This window comes from Streptomyces sp. NPDC027185, assembly GCF_055567035.1.
Genome location: NZ_JBVHRF010000003.1, coordinates 397,722 through 412,103, shown reverse-complemented (window position 1 = coordinate 412,103; position 14,382 = coordinate 397,722). Strand labels below are relative to the sequence as shown.

At 73.1% G+C, this 14,382-nt stretch carries 14 protein-coding genes and 1 pseudogene; 6 read left to right on the top strand and 9 right to left on the bottom strand.

From position 1 onward, the window contains the following. Window positions 1–32 precede the first annotated feature (32 nt). Entirely contained in the window at window positions 33–1,757 is a 1,725-nt protein-coding gene (locus tag ACZ4M8_RS11970; protein ID WP_467605943.1) for a styrene monooxygenase/indole monooxygenase family protein, read from the top strand. A 199-nt stretch (window positions 1,758–1,956) separates the two neighbouring features. On the opposite strand, the gene ACZ4M8_RS11965 is transcribed toward ACZ4M8_RS11970, so the two are convergent. Then, a complete protein-coding gene (locus ACZ4M8_RS11965) occupies window positions 1,957–2,598 on the bottom strand; it encodes a TetR/AcrR family transcriptional regulator (RefSeq protein ID WP_467605940.1) in 642 nt (213 codons plus the stop codon). A 105-nt stretch (window positions 2,599–2,703) separates the two neighbouring features. Between ACZ4M8_RS11965 and ACZ4M8_RS11960 the strand changes: the two genes are divergently transcribed. Then, a complete protein-coding gene (locus ACZ4M8_RS11960) occupies window positions 2,704–3,402 on the top strand; it encodes a nitroreductase (protein WP_467605938.1) in 699 nt (232 codons plus the stop codon). A gap of 119 nt (window positions 3,403–3,521) precedes the next feature. Here the strand turns inward: ACZ4M8_RS11960 and ACZ4M8_RS11955 are convergent, their stop codons facing one another. From ACZ4M8_RS11955 to ACZ4M8_RS11945, 3 genes are all read right to left on the bottom strand, one after another. Beyond that, window positions 3,522–4,316 (bottom strand): SDR family oxidoreductase, encoded by a 795-nt coding sequence (locus ACZ4M8_RS11955; RefSeq protein ID WP_467605935.1) that lies wholly within the window; start codon window positions 4,314–4,316, stop codon window positions 3,522–3,524. Window positions 4,317–4,516: 200 nt separating this feature from the next. Further along, on the bottom strand, window positions 4,517–5,104 hold the full coding sequence (locus tag ACZ4M8_RS11950) for a hypothetical protein (RefSeq protein WP_467605934.1): 588 nt from the start codon (window positions 5,102–5,104) through the stop codon (window positions 4,517–4,519). A gap of 99 nt (window positions 5,105–5,203) precedes the next feature. Further along, window positions 5,204–6,208 (bottom strand): LPXTG cell wall anchor domain-containing protein, encoded by a 1,005-nt coding sequence (locus tag ACZ4M8_RS11945; RefSeq protein ID WP_467605932.1) that lies wholly within the window; start codon window positions 6,206–6,208, stop codon window positions 5,204–5,206. 436 nt (window positions 6,209–6,644) lie between these two features. On the opposite strand from ACZ4M8_RS11945, the gene ACZ4M8_RS11940 reads away from it, so the two are divergent. Beyond that, window positions 6,645–8,153, top strand: a complete 1,509-nt coding sequence (locus ACZ4M8_RS11940; RefSeq protein WP_467605930.1) for an arabinofuranosidase catalytic domain-containing protein — start codon at window positions 6,645–6,647, stop codon at window positions 8,151–8,153. Between the two features lie 77 nt (window positions 8,154–8,230). Further along, window positions 8,231–8,413: a hypothetical protein gene (locus ACZ4M8_RS11935; RefSeq protein WP_467605928.1), complete on the top strand. Its 183-nt coding sequence runs from the start codon at window positions 8,231–8,233 to the stop codon at window positions 8,411–8,413. A 103-nt stretch (window positions 8,414–8,516) separates the two neighbouring features. Here the strand turns inward: ACZ4M8_RS11935 and ACZ4M8_RS11930 are convergent, their stop codons facing one another. Continuing rightward, window positions 8,517–9,278: a chitinase gene (locus tag ACZ4M8_RS11930; protein ID WP_467605926.1), complete on the bottom strand. Its 762-nt coding sequence runs from the start codon at window positions 9,276–9,278 to the stop codon at window positions 8,517–8,519. Between the two features lie 729 nt (window positions 9,279–10,007). Further along, window positions 10,008–10,646, bottom strand: a complete 639-nt coding sequence (locus ACZ4M8_RS11925; RefSeq protein ID WP_467606534.1) for a class I SAM-dependent DNA methyltransferase — start codon at window positions 10,644–10,646, stop codon at window positions 10,008–10,010. A gap of 194 nt (window positions 10,647–10,840) precedes the next feature. Here ACZ4M8_RS11925 and ACZ4M8_RS11920 point away from each other — a divergent pair, with 194 nt between their 5' ends. After that, window positions 10,841–11,329 (top strand): carboxymuconolactone decarboxylase family protein, encoded by a 489-nt coding sequence (locus ACZ4M8_RS11920; RefSeq protein WP_467605925.1) that lies wholly within the window; start codon window positions 10,841–10,843, stop codon window positions 11,327–11,329. Continuing rightward, window positions 11,326–12,249 carry an RNA polymerase sigma-70 factor gene (locus ACZ4M8_RS11915; protein WP_467605923.1) on the top strand — a complete coding sequence of 308 codons (924 nt, stop codon included), beginning with the start codon at window positions 11,326–11,328 and terminating at the stop codon, window positions 12,247–12,249. Before ACZ4M8_RS11920 ends, ACZ4M8_RS11915 begins: the two co-directional genes overlap by 4 nt. A gap of 76 nt (window positions 12,250–12,325) precedes the next feature. On the opposite strand, the pseudogene ACZ4M8_RS11910 reads toward ACZ4M8_RS11915, so the two are convergent. The 3 genes and pseudogenes from ACZ4M8_RS11910 to ACZ4M8_RS11900 form a co-directional block, all read right to left on the bottom strand. Next, window positions 12,326–12,678 (bottom strand): annotated as a pseudogene (locus tag ACZ4M8_RS11910) (cupin domain-containing protein); the annotation flags it as partial. A 75-nt stretch (window positions 12,679–12,753) separates the two neighbouring features. Then, complete coding sequence (locus ACZ4M8_RS11905) at window positions 12,754–13,467, bottom strand: B3/B4 domain-containing protein (RefSeq protein ID WP_467605921.1); 714 nt, start codon at window positions 13,465–13,467, stop codon at window positions 12,754–12,756. Between the two features lie 73 nt (window positions 13,468–13,540). Beyond that, the gene (locus tag ACZ4M8_RS11900) at window positions 13,541–14,374 is read right to left on the bottom strand and encodes an EamA family transporter (RefSeq protein ID WP_467605919.1); all 834 of its coding nucleotides are present in this window, start codon (window positions 14,372–14,374) and stop codon (window positions 13,541–13,543) included. Between the last annotated feature and the right edge of the window lie 8 nt (window positions 14,375–14,382).

Sequence of the window (14,382 nt, the reverse complement as noted above, 5' to 3'; positions counted from 1 at the left end):
GGCACCGGGGAACGAGAGCGGGACAGCGGAACATGAGAAGGATCGCGGTGATCGGCGCCGGGCAGGCCGGTGCCCAACTGGCCCTCGGGCTCCAGGCACACGGCTACGACGTCACCCTGGTCACCGATCGCGGCCCCGACGAGATACGCCGCGGCCCGGTCATGTCCAGTCAGTGCATGTTCGACACCGCGCTGCAGAGCGAGCGCGAACTCGGCCTGCACGACTGGGAAGGCCGGGCCCCGGACATCGGCGGCATCACGTTCTCCCTGATCGGCCCGCACGGCACACCGGACGTCACCTGGCACGCGCCGCTGGAGGCCCCCGCCCGCTCCGTCGACCAGCGGGTCAAGTGCGCCGCCTGGCTGGAGCGGTTCGCCGCGGACGGCCGCGGCGAACTCGTCCTGCACGAGGCACGCGTCCACGACCTGGAGTGGTACGCCCGTACCCACGACCTCGTCGTGGTCTCCACCGGCAAGGGCGAGCTGAGCCGCCTCTTCCCGCGCGACGCCGAGCACTCCCCGTACGACCGGCCGCGCCGCGCGCTGGCGCTGACGTACCTCACGGGGTCGGCGCCGCGGGAGGCGGAGGCCGCCGTCCACTACCGGATGGTCCCCGGCATCGGTGAGTTCTTCTCCTTCCCCGCCCTCACCACCACCGGCCCCTGCGAGATCCTGGTCTTCGAGGGCGTCCCCGGCGGCCCGATGGACTGCTGGGACGACATCCGCACCCCCGAGGAACACCTCGCCCGCTCGCTGGAGCTCCTCCACCGCTTCTTCCCCGACGCGTACGAGCGGCACCGCCACGCCCGGCTGACCGACGAGGGCGGGGTGCTGCGGGGCCGGGTCACCCCGACCGTCCGGCACCCCGTCGCCCGGCTGGCGTCCGGCCGGCACGTCCTCGGGATGGCCGACGCCGTCGTCCTCAACGATCCGGTCACCGGCCAGGGGGCGAACAACGCGGCGCAGGCCGCCGCCCACTACCTCGACAGCATCCTCCGCCACGGCGACGCGGCGTTCACCCCGCAGTGGATGCAGCGCACTTTCGACACCTTCTGGCGCGGCTGGGCGCAGTGGGCCGTCGGCTGGACCAACTCCCTGCTGACCGACCTGCGTCCGCACCACCGCGAGCTTCTGACGGCGGCGGCCGGCATCCCCTCGGTCGCGTCCGCCCTCGCCGCCGGGTTCGACGATCCGCGCACCCTCTACCGCTGGTGGTTCGAGGAGGCCGAGGCCCACCGCTTCCTCGCCGAGCGGCGCACCCGGCACGCCGCCCGCTTCGACGCCCGTGAACTGCGCCGCGCGCTGGGCCAGTACGCCACCGGCGTGACGGTGGTGACGGCCCGCGCCCCCGACGGCCGCGCCATCGGGATGACGGCGAACTCCTTCACCTCGGTCTCCCTGGACCCGCCGCTCGTCCTGTGGTGCCCCGGCAAGAACAGCCCGAGCCTGCCGGACTTCACCGACGCGACCCACTTCGCCGTCCACGTCCTCGCCGCGGACCAGCACCATCTCTCCCGCCAGTTCGCCACCCCCGCCGACGACAAGTTCCACGGCGTCCCCACCACCCCGGGCCTCGCCGGCACCCCGCTGCTGGACGGTGCGGTCGCCCGCTTCCAGTGCCGCACCGTGCGGCGCCTCGACGCCGGCGACCACGTCATCTTCCTCGGCGAGGTCGAGCAGTACGAGGCGGACGGCGGTGCCCCGCTGGTCTTCCACTCCGGCTACTACCACGTGGCGACGAAGCATCCGGATCTGTGAGCGGACGCCCGCACCGGTCCTGGCGGGCACGCTCACGGGGAGCGCCACCGCGGGCTCCCCGGGTGGCGTGTTCGCCAAGTACCCGGCCTCCCCGCGTCCACGCGGCTGACGTGTCCGGCCCGCATCCATCGTTCGGGGTGCGCTGAGAGGTGTCGCCGGCCCCCGGGCGGGAGCACTCGGGGCCGGCAACACCTTCCCGTCAGCCCTTTCCTGACTCTCCTGCCTCTGTCACCTCTCCCCTGTCTCCCGTCAGGGCCTGGTCGAGGAGGACTTCCGCCGCCGCTCGCGCGTGCCGGCCGTAGTCGGCTTCGTCCAGCACCATGGCGCGGCTGGCCGCCCCGTCCGCGAGGGTGGCCAGTTGCTCGGCGAGCGGGAGGGGGTCGCGGCAGCCCAGTTCCGTCACCACCGCGACGATCAGCTGTACCATGCGCAGCTTCTGCTCCCGGGCGTAGGAGTGCACCGCGCTCTCCGGGTCGGGGAACTCCGCGGCGGCGTCGATGAACGGACACCCGCGCACCGGAGCCGCGTCCGCCACCGGCGGGTCGAACAACCGGCGGATCCGGTCGCGCGGCGGGATGCCCTCGCGGGTCAGCACGGCTTCCAGGGTGGCCCCCGACAGTGCGAGGCCCCGCAGATGGGCGATGACGAGATCGTTCTTGGTCCGGAAGTGCGCGTAGAGCGTCCGCTTGGACACCGGCGCCTCCTCGGCGATCTGTTCCATGCCGGTCGCGCTGATGCCCTGGGTCGCGAACAGCCGGGCGGCGGCCGCCAGAACGCGCTCCCGTCCGCCGCGCCCTCGCCGCCGGGACGCCGCGGTCGCCGTACTCACGGTCGTATTCATGAAGTAAGTATACGGGTCCGTTTACCCGGGTCGGCACGGTGCGCTACTGTGACTCCGTAGGTAAACGTCATCGTTTACCTGAGCCTTTCGTCACCGAGGAGTGCCATGAGCGGATCGAGCAGATGCGTCCCCACCGAGCTGAGCGGCTGCGCGGAGAAGCTGATCCGCGGCCGTCACGCGACCCGCGCGTTCCGTCCGGAGCCCGTGCCCGAGGACACGATGCGCGCGATCTTCTCGCTGGCCGGGGCCGCGCCGTCCAACTCCAACACCCAGCCGTGGCAGGTGGAAGTGGTGAGCGGCGCGGCACGCCGGCGCCTGGCCCGCGCGCTGCGGACGGCCCACGCCGAACGGCGCACCTCGGTGGACCTCCCGTACTCCGAGGGGATGTACGCGCCGGTGCACCGGGCACGCCGGGCGGCGTTCGGCGCCGAGCTGTACGGGGCGCTGGGCATCGGCCCCGACGATCACACGGCACGCGCGGCCTACGACGCGGAGAGCCTGCGCTTCTACGGCGCTCCCCACGCGGCTTTCCTCTTCGTCCACGGTGACGGAGAGGCCCGGTTGGCCGCGGACGCCGGCGCCTATCTCCAGACGCTGCTCCTGGCGATGACCGCGTACGGCGTGGACAGCTGCCCGCAGGGACTGCTGAGCTTCTACGCCGACACCGTCCGCGCCGAACTCGACGTCACCGGAGGAAAGCTGCTCGTCGGCGTCTCCTTCGGGTACGCCGACGAGGCGGCGCCGGTGAACCGGGTGCGGACCGAGCGGGCCCCGCTCAGGTCGACCACCGCCTTCCACGGTTAGGGCCTGTTGCGAAAGTGCTGGTCAGAGCCGGCCCACTGGCCGTCCGTCAGGCCCTCGCCTCCCACCGGGCGTGATCACCAACGATCGGGGTCAGCTCTCGTCAACAGACCCTCGGCGGCCTACGCGGTGGTGGCGATGCCGCCGTCGACGGGGATCACGGTGCCCGTCAGGTATGCGCCTGCCCGGCCGGCGAGGAACACGGCGACACCCGCCATGTCGTCGTCGCGGCCGATCCGGCCCAGTGGAGCCGACTCCGCGATCGCCTCGCCGAACTCGTCGAGGACTGCCGCCATCATCTCCGACGGGAACGGTCCCGGCGCCACGGCGTTCACGGTGACGTGCTGCGGTCCCAGTTCCTTGGCGAGCACTCTGGTGAGTTGGTGCAGTGCGGCCTTGCTGCTGGAGTACGAGTAGTTGGGCCGCTGGGGGATGTGGATGGCGGCGATGCTGCCGATGTTGATGATCCGCGCGGGATCGTCGGCGGTGCCCGCCTCGCGGAGTGCGGGCAGCAGCGCCTGGACCAGCCAGAACGGCGCCTTCAGATTGAGGTCGACGACCGTGTCCCAGGCCGCGTCCGGGAATGTCTCCAGCGGCTCGTCCCAGATGGCGCCCGCGTTGTTGACGAGGATGTCGAGACGCTCCGAGTCGGCGGTGACGAGGTCGGACAGCCGCCGGCACTCGTCGTGACGGGACAGGTCGGCGGGGATGGCCCGCACCTCACCGAATGCGGCGAGCCGCTCCTGCGCCTGAGCGCACGCTTCTGCGTTGCGTGAACTGATGACCACGCGGGCGCCCGCCTGGAGAAGGCCACGCGCGATCATCATTCCGATGCCTCGGGTGCCACCGGTGACGAGCGCGCGTTTCCCCCTCAGATCGAAAAGTTCTGCGTTCGTGGCGAAGTGGTTGTCCACCACTTACCCCCTTTTTTCAGTTGGTCGTGCGGAAATGACGCGTCGACGCGTGGGATCTCCGGTCCGGCCCTCGCAACGCTATGACCTTGAAGTGCGCTTCAAGCAAGCGGAACCCGGCCTGACGGCACCGGCCCCGGCCCCGGCCTCCCGTTCCGCCCCGGGGAGCCGCCGCCCGGCCCTGACGGCGGCGGCTCCCGCGGGTATCAGGCGGTGGGAGGCGAGAAGCCGCCGCCGGCACCACTGGTGACCTGGCAGTCCGTGCCCTTGTAGTTCTCGACGAACGTGCCCTGGAGGGCGGTGTGCCCGTCGTACGCGTGGTCCAGAGGCAGGTCCTTGTGCACCCGGAACCGCAGCTTCATGTGGACGGACTCGCGGGGCTTCAGCGTTGCCGGGCCCGGGATGGGGCCGCCGGCGTCGCCGTTGGCCTTGCGCAGGGTCTTCCAGGCGTTCTCCGAGGTGTCCCAGTACTGCATGTCGCTGTACCTGGTGAGGTCCTGCTCGCCCGGGTTGTAGACGTAACTGCCCAGGTCGCCCTGGAGCTGGAACGACTTCAGCTCCCGCGCGGAGGAGTTGGAGACCGTGGCGGTGTACGTCGTCCACTCGCCGAGACCGACCCGGGCGGGGATGCCGAACGCGCGGCCCACGAGGGAGTTGTCGTAGGGCCTCCCGACCTCGTTGCAGGACGGCAGTTCCCCGGCCGGGGCCGCCTGGGAGGCGGGCGCGGCGGCGAGCACCACGGGGATCAGGGCGGCCGTGGCGGCCGTGGCCGGCAGTGCGCGGCGCAGTTTCATGAAGCTCTCTTCTCGTTCGTCGGGCCCCGGGCCTCCGCCTCCGGTGCGGGGGAAGGCCGTGAGGTCCTCGGGTTGTCAGATGTCCGGTGCCCGGTCGGGCTACGCGGCGGCGCCCGGGGCGGACGCGACCCGGCGGCGGCGTACGGCGATGACCGCGCCGGTACCGGCGGCCACCGCGGCGGCGCCGGCGAGAGCGAGCGGGAGCGCGGACGAGGAGCCGGTCACGGCGAGGTGGCCGCCGCCCTGTGCGCCGAGGCCGCCGCCGGTGGAGCCGGAGCCGCCGCCCGTCCCGCCGCCGGAACCGGCGCCCTGGCCGGGGGTGGCCGTGGCGCCCGGCTCGTCCGGGTTTCCGGGCTTGCCGGTCGGGGACTGCGTCGGCCCGGTGCCCGCGGGCAGGAGCTTGAGGTCGGACCAGGCTTCCTTGGACGAACCGCAGGAGCCGTCGCCGTTGCGGAAGTCACCGGCGACGACCGCGTATCCGGCGCCGGGCTTGGCGGTCTTGACCATGTGGGTGCGGAGTTCGAGCGTGCGGGTGCTGTGGGCACCGAGGGCGAAGGTGCCGAACACCTCCCCGGAGGTCTTGTCGTGGAAGGACTCCCACTTCCCGGTCCTGGCGTCGTGGTACTCGATCTCCATCTCCCAGGCCGGCCGGTCGACCTGTTCGGAGGAGGCCATCTCCAGGTAGGGCTGGACCTGTTCCAGGGCCTTGCCGGTGGTGTTGCTGACCTTCAGGGTGAAGGAGGACCAGGCGCCGCCCGCGACCAGTTCACGCGGCAGCCCCTCGGCGGCCACCTTCAGCTGGTCGGACTCGAAAGCGCAGGACCGGTCCGTCCCTCCGGAACCGCCGGTGTCCTCGCCGGAGCCGGTGTCCTCACCCGCGCCGCCGTTCCCCGCGGGTGTTTCCCCGGCGGTCGGCGTGGCGGTCGGCGACGTCCCCGGGGCGGGCCGGTCGGCCCCGTCACCGTCCGGGGAGGGGGAGGCGGTCGTCCGGGGACCGGCCCCGGACACCGGTTCCGCGGCGGACGCGGCGGGCGCGGCCAGTACGGTTGCGGGCCCTATCACGGCCGCCGCGGCGGCGGCCGTCAGGGCACGGCGAATCTTCATCGAGCAGACCTTTCGTATCCCAAGTACCGTGAGAAAAGGCACCAGTTGACGTGCGTCGTGTTCAGGTCGTGCATGACTCGCGGTGTGCGTGAGGACGCATGCAGACATGCCCGCATCCGCACACCCGTTCCCCCTATATGAGCACTCGCGCCACGGAACGGTTCCACGCCGCCGCCCTTCCGCCGCGCGGCGGTCACGGCCACCACACCGCCGACCGCCGCCGGCACGGGCTTACGGAAACGGGGAGCCGCACGGTGACTCCTGGCGGTGCGCAACGGGCGGCCCCCGGGCGCCGGCCGCAGGCCCGGACCGCACGTGACCGGACGGGTGACGGACGGCGGCCGGTGACTCCGGCCGACATCGCGCGGTCGGTGAACTCCCGTGCTGCGTAGGCTGGTTGCGCTCCGACTCCGTACCGGCTCACCGGGGAGACACCATGCGCACCAGGAAATCCGCCGCCCCGCACACCCTCCTCAGGCCGCCGGGGCGCAGTCGCCGACGGCATCTGCTGACCGCGCTGGCGGCCCTGGGGATCGTCGTCGCGCTGATCGGGCTGCCGTCGGTGTCGCAGGCGGCAGCCCCGCTGCCGTGCGACATCTACGGCGGGACCGGCACGCCGTGCGTCGCCGCACACAGCACCACCCGCGCCCTGCTGGCGTCCTACGACGGGCCGCTCTACCAGGTGACCCGGGCGTCGGACGGCGCCACCTTTGACATCGGTCCGCTGTCCCGGGGCGGTTACGCCGACGCCGCCCGCCAGGACGCGTTCTGCTCCGACACCACCTGTGCGATCACCCGGGTCTACGACCAGACCGCGCGCCACAACGATCTCGATCCGGGGCCGGCGGGCACCGCCGGTACGGGGCCCGACCGCGGCGCCGACGCCGACGAGATCGCGGTGCGGGCCGGCGGCCACAAGGTCTACGGCATCTGGATCTCGCCGGGTGTCGGCTACCGCAACCACGGCGCGGGCTCGGGCACCGCCGTCAACGGGCAGTCCGAAGGCGCCTACATGGTGGCCAGCGGCACCCATGTGGGGTCCGCCTGCTGCTTCGACTACGGCAACGCCGAGGCCACCCCGGCGGACACCGGCAACGGCCATATGGACGCCGTGAGCATCGCCACGACCTGCTACTTCGCGCCGTGCAGCGGTGTGGGCCCGTGGGTCGAGGCGGATCTGGAGAACGGCATGCTCCAGGGCGCGAACGGCTCCAACCCCGCGAACGCCGGGAACGCGAGCCCCTTCGTGACGGCCGTGCTGAAGAACGACGGGCACACCACGTACGCCCTGAAGGGCGGTGACGCGCAGAAGGGCGCACTGTCGACCTGGTGGGACGGGCCGTTGCCCGACCGCGGCGGCTACAAACCGATGCGGCAGGAGGGCGGCATCATCCTCGGCACCGGCGGCGACAACAGCAACGGGAACCGGGGCACCTTCTTCGAGGGCGTGATGGTCGCCGGCTACCCGACCGACGCGGCCGAGAAGGCGGTCCAGGCCAACATCGTCTCCGTCGGCTACTTGGGCCGGACGGACGAGCCCAACGGCCCCCGGTCCACGATCACCGGTCCCGGTCGCCGGTGCGTGGACGTGGCCGCGGACGACACCGGCACCAACGGCGCCGCCGTCCAGCTCTGGGACTGCCAGACCTACGCCGAGGACCAGCACTGGCACCACCACGACAACGGCTCGCTGAGCACGATCGGCCGGTGCCTGGACATCGAGGGCGACGGCACGGCCGACGGCACCCCCGTCCAGCTGTGGGACTGCAACGGCGCCGGCGGGCAGGTCTGGCAGCAGCGCGCCGACGGTTCGCTGCGCAACCCGCGGTCCGACCGCTGCCTGGAGGCCCCCGGCGGCGCCACCGCCAACGGCACCCGGCTACACCTCGCGGACTGCGACGGCTCCGCCGCACAGAGGTTCCGGCTGGGAGAGGCGAAATCCTGAGGAGAGGCTTTCACGGGCGCGGGCACGGGCACGGGCCCGCGAGGCGGACGCTCTTCACCCGGAAGGACTTCCAGAAGGTGCTGGACTTCGCGGTCTCCCACCGTATGGCGCGTCTGACGAACTGGTCGGTCAACCGGAACCGCCCGTGCACCCTGCCGGACAACAACGGCAAGACGTCCGGTACGTGCAGCAGCGTGCCGCAGGGCGCGTACGACTTCACGGCCTTGTCGGTGAAGTTAACGGGATCCAGCGGGAGTTGACGGGAGAGCGGCGGATGCCGCGGGTCCGTGCGCCGGGCCGGGACCTGCGGGTCCCGGCCCGGCGCACGGGCCGCTCACCGCCTGGGCGGCGCCGCTCGCGCGCTCAGCAGCTCAGCTTGTCGCCGGGCACGGTTCCCAGGATCTCGACGAAGCTCCGGTAGCTGTTGATCCGGCTCTGCACCTGATCGGGGTTGCCGCCGTCGCATTCGAGGGTCCCGTTGATGGCACGGATCGTCTCGCCGAAACCGGCGCCGTTGACCATCGCGTCGTGCGGCGTCATCGTGCCCGGACCCTTCTGCGTGTTCCAGTACCAAAGGGCGGTCTTCCAGGCGACGGCCGGGTCCTTCTCCACCAGCGACGGGTTGTTCAGCAGGTCGATGCCGAGCGCGTCACCGGCCGCCTTGTAGTTGAAGTTCCAGCTCAGCTGGATCGGGCCGCGTCCGTAGTAGGCGGCTTGGCCCGCGGGGCAGCCGTAGGGCTGGGTGGCGTCGCAGTAGTGCGGGTAGTTGCCGGTGTTCTGCTCCACGACGTGGACGAGACCGCCGGTCTCATGGCTGACGTTCGCGAGGAAGGCCGCGGCCTCCTGCCGCTTCACCGTGTCGCTCCCGGTGTTCGCGAACGCCGGGTAGGCGCTGAGCGCGTCGGTCAGTCCCTGGTACGTGTAGAACGCGTTCCGGTTCGGGAACATCTGGTTGAACTGCGCCTCGCTGACAACGAATCCCTCGGCCTTGGTGGCGGCTTTCGTGCAGGTGAGGGCGGTCGGGGCGCACCCGGGCGCGGCGCCCGCGGGGGCGGCGGGGGCCAGTACGGCCACGCCCGCGGCCAGGGTGGCGGCGCTGAGCAGGGCGGCGATACGTGATCTCATCCGGAACTCCTTCGCGCGGCCGCGCCGTCGCCGGGCGGCGGGGCCGGACGGACACACCGGACGCCGGAACACCGGGCAGCGGACAGCCGCTGTGGGGGAATTGCCTTACCGAGCGGGCCTGTCGGGCGGCGCCGCCACACAGGCCGTTGGAACACCACGGCACGCGAAAGGGACCGCGGAACCAGCTGCGGTCTAGACCAACCTCAGGCTAGAGCTGTGGCGCTCGGCGCGTCCATACCGCGTCACCGGGAAGCGCGAACCCGTGCGCGGCGGGGTGACGGAAGCAGCCCGGACGGCAGCGAGGGAGGCCGCGCGGCGGAGCGCGTCCGGGGCGACGGGGCCCGGAGCGACGCGGAACCGGGCGCGCGGGCCGGACAACTCAGCTTCCAGGTAAGGGAATTCACCGACGTCGGGGCCGTCGACCGGCGTGGCGGTGCGGCCCGGCAGGCGCCCCGGCCCGGCCTGGGCGGGCGGGGACGCGTGGGCCCGGCCGGTGCACGCGGGAGCGTCCTCGCCCCGGGGCGCGACGGCGGGCCGTCCGGCGGGGAGGGTGGTGGGCCATCCGGTCGGGATACAGGCGGTGGCGGGCCGTCCGGCCGGGAAGCAGACGGCAGGCCGGACGGCCGTGGAAGGGGCGGGAGCTGAGCGTCCCGGGAGGGCCCGGGGCCCGGCCCCGGACGGCACGCGGTGCCGTACGCCGGTCAGGTGGGCCGGGCGCCCGGTCCGGGCTCAGCCCTTGCGGAGCAGCAGATGGCCGCGGCGGAACCGTTCACCCTCGCCCGGTTCGCGCAGCATCCGGCCCACTTCGCTGAAGCCGGCTCCGTCGGCCAGTTCCGCGAGACCGTCGATCGGCCAGCGGTAGGCGGTCGTGACCTTGTGGTCGAACGGGGTGACCGGCCCGCCCTCCGACTCGAAGAAGCCGAGCAGGAGATGGCCGCCCGGCGCCAGCAGCCGCCGGAACTCGGCGAAGTACCGGGGCAGTTCATGGGGCGGGGTGTGGATCACCGAGTACCAGGAGACGAGGGCGCGCAGCGTGCCGTCGGCCAGGTCCAGGGCGTCCATGGAGCCGACCTCGAACCGCAGGTCCGGGTAGGTCTCCCGGGCCAGTTCGATCATCGCCGGCGACAGGTCGACGCCGAAGACGTCCAGCCCCAGGTCCCGCAGGTGCGCGGTCAGGTAGCCGGGACCGCACCCCAGTTCCGCGACGGGCCCGGGGTCGGGGGTCCGGGCGAGGTCGGCGAAGGCGGCGAGCACGGCGCGGTCCAGCGGGAGCCCGTCGAGCGAATCGCGGACGAGGTCGGCGTAGAGCCCGGCGACGGCGTCGTAGGCGTCCGCCGTCGTTTCGAGGTAGCGGGAGGAGTCGGTCACAGATTCGGTCACAGGCGAGAACCCTAGGGTGTCCCCCGCCGGGGCCGCCGCCCGGGGCGACCGGCCCCGGCACCGCGGCACGTGTCCGGGCCACCGCCGCCGGATGAGGCGCAGCTCACACCGGTACGTGTCACAGGAGGCCGCACCGTCTCGTCCCAGGTACGGAGTGATCGACGAGTACGGAGGAGCACACCATGGACGCACGCCTGAACTTCACGACCGGCCCGGACGCCCCGAGGTCCTTCCGGCATCTGATGGCCGCGGGGCTGGCACTGCGGGAGGGGCCGTTGCCCCGCGCGACACAGGAGTTGGTGGCGCTGCGCGTGAGCCAGCTCAACGGCTGCGCGGTCTGCCTCGACATGCACACCAAGGAGGCGGCTGCCGCCGGGGAGAGCGCGGTGCGGCTGGCGCTGGTGGCGGCGTGGCGGGAGGCGACGGTCTTCACCGAGGCGGAACGCGCCGCGCTGGAACTGGCCGAGGAGGGCACCCGGGTCGCGGACGCGGCCGGCGGGGTCGGTGACGCGGTGTGGGAGCGGGCCGCCGCGCACCACGACGAGGAACAGCTCACCGCCCTGGTGGTTCTGATCTCGTTCATGAACATGGTGAACCGGCTGAACGTCCTCACCCGGCAGCCCGCCGGTGACTACGTACCGGGGCAGCTCCACGGGAAGGACGCGGTGTGAACAAGGTCGAGGAGTTCGAGGAGCTGCGGCCGCTGCTCTTCTCGCTCGCCTACCGGATCCTGGGCAGTGTCGGGGAGGCGGAGGACGCGGTCCAGGAGACCTGGCTGCGGTTCGACGGCGCGGCGACCCGGCCCGCGTCGGTCAAGGCGTATCTGTCGGCGGCGGTGACGCGGATCGCCATCGATGTGCTGCGGTCGGCCCGGGTACGGCGAGAGGCCTATGTGGGCCCGTGGTTCCCGGAGCCGCTGCTGAGCGATCCGTACCAGGACCCGGAACGCTCGGCGGAGCTGGCCGATTCGCTGTCGATGGCGGCGCTCTTGCTGCTGGAGCGGCTCAGCCCGCTGGAGCGGGCGGTGTTCGTACTGCGGGAGGTGTTCGGCTTCGGGTTCGACGAGGTGGCCGCCACGGTGGAGCGGTCGCCCGCGGCCTGCCGTCAGCTGCTGGTGCGGGCGCGGCGGCACATGGCGGACGGGCGGCCGCGGTTCGCCGCGGTCCGCGCGGAGCAGGAGGAGTTGGCGTCCCGGTTCTTCGCGGCGCTCCGGGAGGGGGACGTCGACGGTCTCCAGCGGTTGCTCGCCACGGACGTGACGATGATCGGCGACGGCGGGGGGAAGGCCCCGCAGCTGGCCCGCGCGGTCATCGGCGCCGAGAAGGTGGCCCGGCTGCTCGGCTCCGTCTTCCCCTGGATGTCCCGGGTCGGGGTGGTCCTCGAACCGCACGAGATCAACGGCCATCCGGGCGCGGTCTTCCGCACCGGGGACGGCAAGGTGCTCCACACGCTGGTGCTGGACGTGCTCGACGGGCGGGTGCAGACCGTCCGCGGGGTGCTCAACCCGGACAAGCTCCGCCATCTCGGTCCGGTCGCCGACGCCTGGAGCGTCGACCGCGAGATGCGCCGGCTCCGCCGGCAACAGAGCTGACGAAGGGCCGGCCGCCCGCACGGCGCCCCGGGCGGCCGGCCCGCCGGATGCCGGGGCCCGTCAGGCGCCGGGTCCGTCAGGCGCCGGGATCCGTCACGATCTCGGTGTGGTCGGCCACGGCGACGACGAGGACGCGGGTGCCCTCCTCGCGCGCCCGCCAGCGGTGGCGGACCCCGCCGGTGAGGTAGAGGGTGTCGCCGCGCTCCAGGTGGTGGGTGCGGCCCTCGGCCTCGACCTCGGCGCTGCCGTCGGCGACGTACAGCAACTCGTCGTTGCGGTGCCGGAAGACACGGCTGCCGTCGTGGTCGCCGGTGAACTCCAGCGCGTGCAGCTGCTGACGCCCCCGCACCAGCGGGCGGCGCCGTCCAGGCCGGGGTCATCTCCGGCGCGGACGACGTCGACCCGGCGGGGCGCGTCGGCGGTGGCGAGGGGCGCGCAGCGGCGCGGACGGGTGAGGGCGGTGCCCGTGCCGGGGCGGGCACGGCCGTCCCGGCGCCGGACGGGTCAGAGCCGGACGGCGGCCCGCGGCCGGGACGGGTCGAGATACGTCACGGCGGTCCGGTCGGCGTGCGGGGCGAGGAGCTTCGCCAGCTCGGCGGCGGCGGTCTCGACGAGGGGACCGTCGTCCGGGGCGCGGAGGGTTTCGAGGACGAAGAGGACGTGTGCGGAGTCCTCGGTGACGCGGGTGCGGTGGGCGTCCCGGTGGTTCCAGTGGCGGGTCAGGACGCCGGTGGTGTCCGTGTAGACGATCTCGCCGGGCGCCGGGTGCTCCACCGCGTCGGGGGCGCCGAGGGGGGTGAAGGACTCGGTGCCGTCCGCGTACCGGATGTCGATGTCGCCCGTGACGCGCTCCAGGTCGAAGGCGCCCGCGGGCAGTCCGTGCCGGACGGAGACGGCGTTGTACGTGTCGACCGCCGGGTTGATGCGCGGCAGGGCGCCCTTCTTGGCGAGGCGGCGGCCGAGCGCGTCGACGCTGGGGCGGACCCGGCGCGGGTTGGTGCCGAAGGAGCGGTAGGCGGTGTGCCATGCCGCGATGCGGGGGTTGCTCTCATCGGCGGGCCGCCAGCCGTCCTCGGCGCAGCTCCGTTCCAGCTCGTCCAGTGCGGCGGCCGTACCGGGCCACGGCGTACGGCCGCGCAGTCCGGCGGCGGTGACCAGGGCGAGGAGCGTGCCGGGGAAGGCGTTCGCGACGGCGGGGGCGAGGCGGAGGACGGTCATGGGTGGTTCCTGATCGGTAGGAGGCGGTTCGGGGTCCGGGCCGGCGGGCGCGGGGTCCGGGCGGTGCGGTCCGTCACGTCAGGGCGAGGAGTCCGACGGCGACGGCGGCGGTGCCCAGGCCGACGAGCTGGCCCCGGTGGATGCGTTCGGCGAGCACCCCGCGGGCCAGCAGGACGGTGCCTGCCGGGTAGAGGGCGGTGATCACGGCGACGACGGTGAGGTCGCCGCTGCGGGCGGCGAGGAGGAAGAGCAGGTTCGCCAGCGAGTCGAGGACGCCCGCGCCCGCCGACATCGCGTAGGCGGGGCGCTCGGTGCCGAGCCGGTGGCGCAGCAGTCCCGCCGCGGTCAGGGTGAGGGCCGAGGAGACCGCCCGGCCGACGATCAGCGGCGCGACACCGCTGCCGGACGGCGTCTGGTGCAGGCAGACCAGCTGGAGGGCGATGGCGCCGCCCGCGCCGAGGGCGAGCAGCAGCGCGGTCCGTGACGGGCGGCCCCCGCCGCCGTGTCCGGCGCTGACCAGCACCACCGCGAGCAGCGCGAGCGGCAGTCCCACGAGGGCGGCGGTGCCCGGCCGCTCCCCCTGGAACAGGCCCACGCCGACCGGCAGGGCGGCCGAGACCAGGGCGGTGACCGGCGACAGCACGTTCATCGGGCCGATCGCCAGGGTGCGGTAGAGCAGGGCGAAGGCGACGGCCGAGGCGATGCCGGAGGCGGCGCCCCAGCCGAGGGCCGCCGGGCCGAACGAGGCGCCGAGGAACGGCCACAGCAGCAGTTCGACGGTGAGGCTGGCCGGGGCGGCGATCATCACGGTGCGCAGGACATGGGCCTTGCGGGCGCCGAGACCGCCGAGGAAGTCGGCACAGCCGTAGGCGAGGGAGCTGCCCAGGGCCAGCAGCAGAGCGATCACGGTACTTC

Bases quoted from the DNA above. Each gene is read 5' to 3' on its own strand.
- ACZ4M8_RS11905 (WP_467605921.1), bottom strand. From the start codon at position 13,467: ATGACCGTCCTCCGCCTCGCCCCCGCCGTCGCGAACGCCTTCCCCGGC.
- ACZ4M8_RS11960 (WP_467605938.1), top strand. From the start codon at position 2,704: ATGAGCGGATCGAGCAGATGCGTCCCCACCGAGCTGAGCGGCTGCGCG.
- ACZ4M8_RS11930 (WP_467605926.1), bottom strand. From the start codon at position 9,278: ATGAGATCACGTATCGCCGCCCTGCTCAGCGCCGCCACCCTGGCCGCG.
- ACZ4M8_RS11940 (WP_467605930.1), top strand. From the start codon at position 6,645: ATGCGCACCAGGAAATCCGCCGCCCCGCACACCCTCCTCAGGCCGCCG.
- ACZ4M8_RS11950 (WP_467605934.1), bottom strand. From the start codon at position 5,104: ATGAAACTGCGCCGCGCACTGCCGGCCACGGCCGCCACGGCCGCCCTG.
- ACZ4M8_RS11945 (WP_467605932.1), bottom strand. From the start codon at position 6,208: ATGAAGATTCGCCGTGCCCTGACGGCCGCCGCCGCGGCGGCCGTGATA.
- ACZ4M8_RS11920 (WP_467605925.1), top strand. From the start codon at position 10,841: ATGGACGCACGCCTGAACTTCACGACCGGCCCGGACGCCCCGAGGTCC.
- ACZ4M8_RS11970 (WP_467605943.1), top strand. From the start codon at position 33: ATGAGAAGGATCGCGGTGATCGGCGCCGGGCAGGCCGGTGCCCAACTG.
- ACZ4M8_RS11965 (WP_467605940.1), bottom strand. From the start codon at position 2,598: ATGAATACGACCGTGAGTACGGCGACCGCGGCGTCCCGGCGGCGAGGG.